At 46.4% G+C, this 3,795-nt stretch carries 2 protein-coding genes and 1 pseudogene; 2 read left to right on the top strand and 1 reads right to left on the bottom strand.

Going from position 1 to position 3,795, the window contains the following annotated elements:
• Positions 1-78: 78 nt before the first annotated feature.
• Positions 79-2,379: an ankyrin repeat domain-containing protein gene (locus MO867_RS20905; protein ID WP_252472714.1), complete on the bottom strand. Its 2,301-nt coding sequence runs from the start codon at positions 2,377-2,379 to the stop codon at positions 79-81.
• 504 nt (positions 2,380-2,883) lie between these two features.
• Here MO867_RS20905 and radC point away from each other — a divergent pair.
• Positions 2,884-3,231: pseudogene (gene radC, locus MO867_RS20900) on the top strand (RadC family protein).
• Between the two features lie 122 nt (positions 3,232-3,353).
• The gene (locus tag MO867_RS20895) at positions 3,354-3,578 is read left to right on the top strand and encodes a hypothetical protein (RefSeq protein WP_252472712.1); all 225 of its coding nucleotides are present in this window, start codon (positions 3,354-3,356) and stop codon (positions 3,576-3,578) included.
• Positions 3,579-3,795: the final 217 nt, after the last annotated feature.

The raw sequence follows: 3,795 nt of genomic DNA, 5'->3' as shown, positions 1-3,795 counted from the left end.
GCCCGCTGGAATTTCTAGTGGGTAAGCGTGTGTCGCTTATGTTGGCAATCTAGCAAATTCTTCGAAAATTAATTTTCATTAACCAATAGTTGTATATGGCGAGATATCTTTCAAGACTTGTTCGACGCCTCTTGATCTAAAGTGCTTTGCGATCTCCATAATTGAAATGTCTCGACCTGTTCTTGGGTCTCTGTAAGTTTTCTTAATACTTCCTCCACTTATAAGCATCTGCTCAAAAATCGATCTTTCATCCAGTTCAACAGCTAACATCAGTGGCGTGTATCCTCTAACAGGACTGGCGTGCTCGGCGTTAACATTGGCACCGCTATTGATTAACAGTGAAGCGATGCATCGTAGCTCACCTACATTCATATGCTGATGTATATTTTTATACTTAATATCAATGCAGAGTTGTTGAATAGGTCCATACAGGCCTATACCGATGGAATTGTCGAAAGACTTCTTTTGGTGGTCTAGAGTAAAACTCGATAGGCCTTGGGTTTGACGCCGAATTGAATCCAGCGCTTCGGGCGTAACTGGCATAGAGCTTTGGTGCTTTTTACAGAGCTTTGGATCTTTGAGTATACCAATTAGCTTCAAGCAAACATTTAGGGCTGTTTGCTCATCAGTTTTACCACGGCCGTTAGGGTCTGCTCCCATTTTCAAAATAGCCTCAACAATGTCAAGTCGACCTGATTCGACAGCCGAAATAATAGGTAATAGTCTTTTCTTTTGAGTCCTGGTGTTGATAGTCTTTGCATCATGCAAAGCGATGCTGATCAATTTAAATGTTTCATCATTGAGTGTACGGTATATGGGGCCGCCGAAAATGATATTAGCTTCGTTAAACTCAGTGACGTTGAGGGCCTCAAGCGCCATTAAAATAGGCGTATCCCCAACCTCGGACTTAACATTAACGTCGGCTCCCTTTTCAATCAGATTTCGACAAACTTCAACATCTTCGTTCAGCGCAAACCAAACAAGTTGGGGCATGGCTCTCTGCCAGGTATCGCCTACTTTTATGGTGCGGTTTGGATATCTGTAATCCGGCTTTACTTCTGACGGACCCAAAACCAACGGACCTCGTGCTGTCATCGACGGTTTACATTCTACCCCTGGGAAAAGGCCTGCTTTAGGAAACACCAGATCAAAGCTTGATCGCCAAAGGTCGATCTCCCATTCTTCAATGTTGTCCAATACCTTCTGGGATGGTTCTGAACTTGTTATTGATGGGATATCGTATCCAAAGATTACCTGCACCCACTTAATCTGCTTGAGAAAGACCTTATCTGGCTTTGGCTGGCACGCTGCAACAACAATCGCTTCCTCGGCAATATACTTTTGATTTTCTCCGGCAACAAACGCGGCCTTTTCAAATGCGTTTTTGTAAAGCTCATTGGCCTTCTTTAAATTTCCTGAGAATACGTGCCATCGGGCATCATGCCAATCGACCCAATAATCAGTCTGCTGAAACTTTTCTGATGCATTAATCAGATCTCGGACTTCTGGAATGATGCGTTGATATTGTTCGGGTTCTGATTTCTCGACGGTACGCCTCAGTTCAAACTGAAGCCGAGCAATATGACTTCCAGCCGGGCCCAGTGATTGTAATAAGCCAGCCTGTATTGATCTGATTTCTTCATCAATGTCGGCCTTACTTTCTGCGCCCCACAAAGCCAGTCTAGCTTCGCTCATAAGAATACATCCAAGCTCATCCCGCTTAATAAAGTCACATGAGCGGGCAAGAAAAAGCAATGGTTTGATCAGGTCCCAATTTATCAAAATTGGGGTTTTGTCATTTGGGGTATTTGGCTGTGACAACAAATATAGGGATTGTGCAGAAGGTAGATCGTTACCTCTTCTCCACGCTGCAATCATATCTCGACGTTCCTTATCGATGTTCGCCAAGTACGCATCCCAGTGTGGTTCATTATTAGAGAGCCAGGTAAACAGCGCATCGACGGATCCTGAATCAGAAGAAAACCAGAAGCTTGGGTGAGGCCCTCCAAATTCATTATTGAATGCCACAACAAAACCAATTACCCGATCTTTGATGCCCGTTCTGATTAGAATATCCAGAACAGACTCTCGGCTTAAGCCGTCCGCTGGAAATGCTCCGGCGACGTTGTATAGGTAGTTACTAATGAATTGAGCTAAAGACTTCGATATCTGATCGGCAGCGGTATGCCCGATAAATTTATCAGCGACATTCGATAAATACTGCTCAAGGGCAATGTCAAACGCCCTTGGATCATAAACCCCCTTTGCCGTCATCTCGTCCAGGCGCTTCTTATCTTTCTGCTGCAGCTTGAAATCAAAACTGCGCAGGAGATACCGAAGCATCTCAAAGGGCGTTGGGTATGGGTAATCAGCAGGCATTCAACATTCCCTGTTTGTTGATAATGTTTCTTATATCTCGACTAAAATTCAGCCAGGCTCTACGGTCGCTAGGCGTTGAAGGGACGGTCAGGTGATATGACTCTTGCATACTTGCTACCGTTTTTTACCTTCCCCCCGATTTGATCAGCATTCTAACTTCCTGATTAATGTCTTTGTCATTGCTATATCGTCTCATTTCAATCCTCCCAGTACGGTCGGCTTCGCGAGGAAGCCGACCATTTGCTAAGGCTTATTTACCCTTAGCAGGTCCGTTTCCACGACCACCACCAGAAGGATTACCTGTAGTGCTTGGCCAGTTACCGCCCGGACCAGGGTGACTTGAAGGACCACGATCGCCGCTGTTTGAATTTGATTTAGCCATTTTCATTTCCTTTTGCTTAGTTAAGCCCGAATTGGGTTTGTTCAGAGTACATCCATGGCATTTAGCTATCAGCAAGTCGGTTGGCAGGAAAAAATCGAATTTTACATATATTGCGTGCGGTAGTGGATTACCTGCTGCTGAACCTGGCCACACTAGAGCGCGAAGTTTTCTCTGTGATCTATCTCGACACCCAGCACCGCGTGATTGCTTACCGCGAAGAGTTCCAGGACACCATCAATGCCTCCAATGTATACCCCCGTGAAATCGTCAAGCGCGCCTTAGAGCTGAATGCGGCAGCAGTGATCATCGCCCACAACCACCCCTGCGGCCTGCCTGATCCCAGCCAGGCGGATATCTGACTGACCGAGCGCCTAAACCAGGCGCAGGCCTTGGTGGAAATCCTGGTGTTGGATCACATCATTATCGGCGGCGAGGCCAATTTAAGTTTTCCTGAGAAGGGGTTTTTATAAGCCCCACCCCAACACAACCGGCGAGCAATGCCCGCCCTTGGATAAAGCAGTGAGTGTACAGAGCCCAGTCTATAACCAGAGCCCAGCGCGCCCCGAGATCTAAAAACGCTATGATGTCGGTTTTGAACCGCCCACTTCCCTTTTACCGTCTACTGCTGCGCAATGGTAAAGCTAGTCGTTTCCGCTTACTGGTGCGCAACGTAGAGCGCTTGCTGAATCTTTACCAGCATCTAGCCACCGCCCAGGAGAAGCCTTCTACGGGTATTAGAGGCTGGTTCCGTAAACGTGCCTACCTGCGGGATCTTTGCCGCCGCCTCAGCCGCATGAAAGAGGCCCTTTTAAGTTAGTTATCTTCCATTTTGGCGTTCTTTCGGGTTGAGCCCGCACTGATCTTTGAATCCTACAACCCACGGCCCAACGGTTTGAAGTGGAGTTTTAAATTGATTGTCAAGTTAAAGTCCTGCGGTTTGGTAGTCGGGTTTCAAATTGATTTCATGGTCCATAGTTGGGGCAGGGCTGTCCCATATAAATCGGTGTAAAAACGAACAGAATAGACCTAAAATA

Source organism: Microbulbifer okhotskensis (genome assembly GCF_023895975.1).
Taxonomy (GTDB): Bacteria; Pseudomonadota; Gammaproteobacteria; order Pseudomonadales; family Cellvibrionaceae; genus Microbulbifer; species Microbulbifer okhotskensis.
Note: the sequence above shows the minus strand (reverse complement) of the source record. Positions and strands in the feature narration are given on the sequence as shown.

Bases quoted from the DNA above. Each gene is read 5' to 3' on its own strand.
- MO867_RS20905 (WP_252472714.1), bottom strand. From the start codon at position 2,379: ATGCCTGCTGATTACCCATACCCAACGCCCTTTGAGATGCTTCGGTAT.